4 protein-coding genes are annotated in these 4,489 nt (G+C 75.7%); 1 reads left to right on the forward strand and 3 read right to left on the reverse strand.

Annotated elements, in window-relative coordinates:
* Nucleotides 1-57: 57 nt before the first annotated feature.
* The 3 genes from ACWEO5_RS38055 to ACWEO5_RS38065 all read right to left on the reverse strand — a co-directional run bounded on the left by ACWEO5_RS38055 (nt 58) and on the right by ACWEO5_RS38065 (nt 3,279).
* Entirely contained in the window at nt 58-822 is a 765-nt protein-coding gene (locus ACWEO5_RS38055) for an ABC transporter permease (RefSeq protein ID WP_452166645.1), read from the reverse strand.
* A gap of 40 nt (nt 823-862) precedes the next feature.
* A complete protein-coding gene (locus tag ACWEO5_RS38060) occupies nt 863-1,819 on the reverse strand; it encodes an ATP-binding cassette domain-containing protein (RefSeq protein ID WP_344554926.1) in 957 nt (318 codons plus the stop codon).
* Between the two features lie 218 nt (nt 1,820-2,037).
* Nucleotides 2,038-3,279: a glycosyltransferase gene (locus ACWEO5_RS38065; RefSeq protein WP_452166646.1), complete on the reverse strand. Its 1,242-nt coding sequence runs from the start codon at nt 3,277-3,279 to the stop codon at nt 2,038-2,040.
* Nucleotides 3,280-3,452: 173 nt separating this feature from the next.
* On the opposite strand from ACWEO5_RS38065, the gene ACWEO5_RS38070 reads away from it, so the two are divergent.
* The gene (locus ACWEO5_RS38070; protein WP_452166647.1) at nt 3,453-4,385 is read left to right on the forward strand and encodes a 3-oxoacyl-[acyl-carrier-protein] synthase III C-terminal domain-containing protein; all 933 of its coding nucleotides are present in this window, start codon (nt 3,453-3,455) and stop codon (nt 4,383-4,385) included.
* Nucleotides 4,386-4,489: the final 104 nt, after the last annotated feature.

A 4,489-nucleotide genomic window follows, 5' to 3' on the forward strand; every position in this document is an offset into this window, starting at 1 on the left:
GGGCCCGGCGCTCCTGCCGCCGGGCCCCGCTCGGTCGTGCGCCGGTGCCGCTGCCGGTCAGCGGATCCGCTGGGCGAACAGCCGGGCCGACCAGGCCACCGCGACGGCCATCAGCAGGCCGGTCAGCAGCAGGCCGCGCCACACCTCGGGCGCGTCCAGGTGCCCGGCGAACAGGGCGCGCATGCCCTCCACGGCCCAGTAGCAGGGGTTCCAGGACGCGGCGGTGCGCAGCCAGGCCGGGGCCAGCGCGATCGGCAGCAGGGTGCCGGAGATCAGCGCCAGCGGCTGCGCGATGGTGTTGACCACCGGGCCGAGCGCGGCGTCGGTGGGCACCAGCAGGGCCAGGCCGTAGGAGACCGAGGAGGCCATCAGCGCCATCAGCGCCAGCATCGCCAGCGCCAGCAGCAGGTCGGCCAGGCCCACGGTCAGGCCGAACGGGACGGCCAGCACGGCGATCAGCACCGACTGGATCAGCAGCGCGGTGGTCTCCCGCAGCGCCCGGCCCAGCAGCAGGGCGACCCGGCTGACCGGCGTCACCCGGGAGCGCTCGATCACGCCCGCGTGCAGTTCGCCCAGCAGGGTGAAGCCGGTGAACAGGCCGCCCATCAGGGCCAGCGCGGACAGCAGTCCCGGCACGTAGATCCGGTAGGCGTCGGCGGTGCTGTGCGCGCCGGACGCGGCCAGCGCGGAGGTCAGCAGCGGGGCGAACAGCAGCAGGTAGCACAGGGGTTGGAGCAGTCCGACGGCGATCCACACGGGGGAGCGGGCCATCAGGAGGAGTTGGCGCTGGTAGACCAGCCAGGTGTCGCGGGCGAGCTTCACGGGGACCTCGGGGGCTTCGGAGCCGGAAAGGGGGAGGGGGTCAGCCGCTGTGGACCAGCGCGCGGCCGGTCAGGGCCAGGAACACGTCGTCCAGGCTGGGGCGTTGCAGCTGGACGCGCTCCGGCTCGATGCCGGCCGCGGCCAGGGTGCGCAGCAGTTGCGGGATCGCGGTGGCCGCCGAGTCCACGTGCAGGCGCAGCCCGTCCTCGTCGGGCAGGGCCTCCAAGCGCTGGACGCACGGGAGTTCGGCGAGGGCGCGCTCGGCCCCGGTGGTGGTCCGGGCGTCCGGCAGGGCGATGGTGACGGAGTCGCCGGAGATCTTCTGCTTGAGCTCCTCGGGGGTGCCCTCGGTGACGATGCCGCCGTTGTCGACGATGCCGATCCGGTCGCAGAGGGCGTCGGCCTCGTCCAGGTAGTGGGTGGTCAGCAGCACCGTCATGCCCTGCTCGCGCAGCCGGCGGACCTCGGCCCACACCTGGGAGCGGCTGCGCGGGTCGAGGCCGACGGTCGGCTCGTCCAGGAACAGCAGCTTCGGCCGGTGGACGACGCCGAGCGCCAGGTCGAGGCGGCGGCGCTGGCCGCCCGAGTACGTCTTGCAGACCCGGTCGCCGAACTCGGTCAGGTCGAAGGCGGCCAGGCCCTGTTCGGCGCGCTGGACGGCCTCGGCCTTGCGGACGCCGTACATCCGGGCCTGCATGACGAGTTCCTCGCGGGCGGTGGCCTGGTCGGTGGTGCCGCCGCCCTGGGCGACGTAGCCGATCCGGCGGCGGACCTCGCCGGGCTCGGCGCGCAGGTCGGCGCCGGCCACGGTGGCGGCGCCGCCGTCGGGGACGAGCAGGGTGGCGAGCATGCGCAGCGTGGTGGTCTTGCCTGCGCCGTTCGGGCCGAGGAGGCCGTAGATCTCGCCCTCCGCGACGTTCAGGTCGATGCCGCGCACCGCGTCGACGGTGGCGGCGCCGCGGCGGGGCCGGAAGGACTTGCGCAGCCCCTTGGTCACGATCAACCCGGACTCCTGTGGTGGGTAAGTGGGTGTGCGGACGGCCGCCCGGGAGGGCGGCGGGAAGGCTGGGGAAGGCTGGAGGAGGGTGCGGAAAACGGGAGGGGCGGGGGAGGGGGGAGGCGGGGGAGGGGGGAGGCGGCGGACGGGCGCCGGAGCAGACCCTAGGGCCCGACCCGGCCCCCCGACAATGGTCTGGACCAGGCGGCGGGACGGGCTCAGCGCGGTGCGCGCGCGAACCGCTCCAGCCGTTCGGCGGCCGCCACCGCACCGCCGCCGTCCCGGAGTCGACGCCCCACCCGTTCGGCGGCGGAGCGGTACCCGGGGTCGTCGAGGACGGCGCGCAGCGCCGCGCGCAGCTGCTCGGGCGCGACGGTGGCGAAGTCGACCCGGACGGCCGCGCCCAGCGCGGCCAGTCGTCCGGCGGTCACCGGCTGGTCGTGGCGGATCGGGGCGACCACCAACGGCCGCCCGTGGACGAGGGACTCGCCGACGGTGTTCATCCCGCCGTGGCACAGTACGGCGTCCACCGCCCCGCGCTCAAGCAGTTCCAGCACCGGGACGCGTGCGCACCCGATCGCTCCCGGCGGCAGCTCCACCTCCCCGGGGGCCGCCACCACCGCCTGCACGTCCGGGAGTCCGGCCAGCGCGGCGGCCGCCCGGCCGAGGAAGTCGCCCGCCACCTCGGCGGACAGCGTGCCCATGGTGACCAGCACCCGGCGCCGGCCCGGGGCCAACTCCGCCCAGGGGAACGGCTCCCCGGCCCGCCCGTCGACCGGCCGCCCGTCGAGCAGCGGCCCGTCGAGCAGCCGCCGCTCCAGCAGCGGCCCGACCAGCGCGTACTCGGCCGGGACGTACTCCCGCTCCAGGCCGAGCAGTTCGGCGCAGCTCGGGGCGACCACCAGGCCGGCGGAGAACCGCGGGTCGGCGTACTCGGCGGCGGGCAGCCCGGCCCGCTCCCACAGGCCGCGCAGCACTCCGTCCCGCCAGGCCGTCAACTCGCCGTCGCCGCCCAGCGGATCGCCGGTCTCCAGCGAGGACGGGGCGAAGCTCGCCCACCGCACGCCCGCGCCGTGCGCGGCCAGCGCGCCGGCCGGGGCGTGCTGGTCGGCCAGCACCAGGTCCGGCCGCCACTGCCCGACCGCCCGCCGCACCGCGCCCAGGGTGAACCGGGTGTGCGGCACCACGAAGCCCTCCCAGAGCGAACGCACCGCCGCCGCGCCGCCCACCGCCTGCTCGCGGAACAGCCGGGCGCCGGTCGGGTGCACCACCGCGTCCGGCCCGAGCAGCGGCCGCAGCGCCGCCTCCGGCCCCACCCAGGCCACCTCGTGCCCGCGCGCGGCCCAGGCCGCGGCCAGCGCCCGGGCCGGCAGCAGGTGCCCGGCCAGCGGCGGCACCACGATCAGCAGGCGCAGCGGGGGAGCGTCGACGGGGGCGGTCGCGGTCGCGGGTACGGGCACGGGTGTCCTCCTGGAGCGGGGTCGGACGCGGGGAACCGGGGCGGCACCGGCCGCGGGCCCGTACGGATCGTGGGCAGACGAGGGGGGAGTGGTACAGACCACAAGGGGATATCGCGAAGGAAGCGTCGGCGATCTCTTGTGCGGGCCGGTGAGGCGACGGAATACTAGCCCGCGTGACCGCTCTGGAAGCAGTCGCCGTCCACCTGCCACCCCTCGCCGAACCGATCGAACTGGTCGGTGAACGCCTGGGCCTGACGGACCGTCAGATCAAGCTGTTCCGCCGCTTCCACGGATTGGAACGGGTCAGGGTGGACCCCGACGGAGACCTGACCGATCTGCTCATCGCCGCAGCGAAGGCCCTGGCCCCGCTGCGCGGAAACGAACCCCGGGTGAAGTACGTGCTGCACGCGCGCAGCCTGCCGATCGCGGCGCCCTACCCGCACAACCCGCTGCACGACGCGCTCGGCCGTCTGGGGCTGACGCACGCCCGTGCCTTCACCATCACCCACCACGCCTGCGCCGGCTCCCTGCTGGCCCTGGACGTGGCCGGTCGGCTGCTGGCGGCAGACCCCGACCCCGAGGCGATGGCGCTGATCCTGGCGGGCGAGAAGACCTTCACCCGGGACGCCCGCATCGTCCCGGACACCGCCCTCTTCGGCGAAGGGGCGGCGGCCTGCCTGGTGCGGGCCGGAGGCGAACGCGACCGCGTGCTGTCCTACGCGGTCGACCAGCGCGGCGAGTTCGACGGGCGACTCGCCGAGGACCCGGAGCTGATGCAGCGCTACCAGCGCAGCTACCCGGAGCTGATGGTGGCCGTGATGGAGGCCGCACTGGAGGAGGCCGGCGAGAGCTGGGACTCCATCCGGCTGCTGCTCCCGCACAACGTCAACCGGATCTCCTGGCAACGGATCTGCCGCCACACCGGGTACCCGCCCGAACGCGTGGTGCTGGACAACGTCCCGGCGGTGGGACACAGCTTCGCCGCCGACATCCTGCTCAACCACCACACCGCCACCACCCGCGGCCTGCTCCGCCGCGGCGACCGCTACCTGGTCGCCGCGTCCGGGATCGGCGCGACCTTCGCGGCCATGGTGCTCCAGCACTGACGCCCACCGGCGCCCGGTGCTCCCGGCACCGCGGCTCGGCGCGTCGCGCCGCACGGCGCCGCGCCCGACCGCGCCGCACCCCGCCGCGCCGCACCCCGCCGCGC

It is taken from the genome of Kitasatospora sp. NPDC004272 (genome assembly GCF_053603035.1).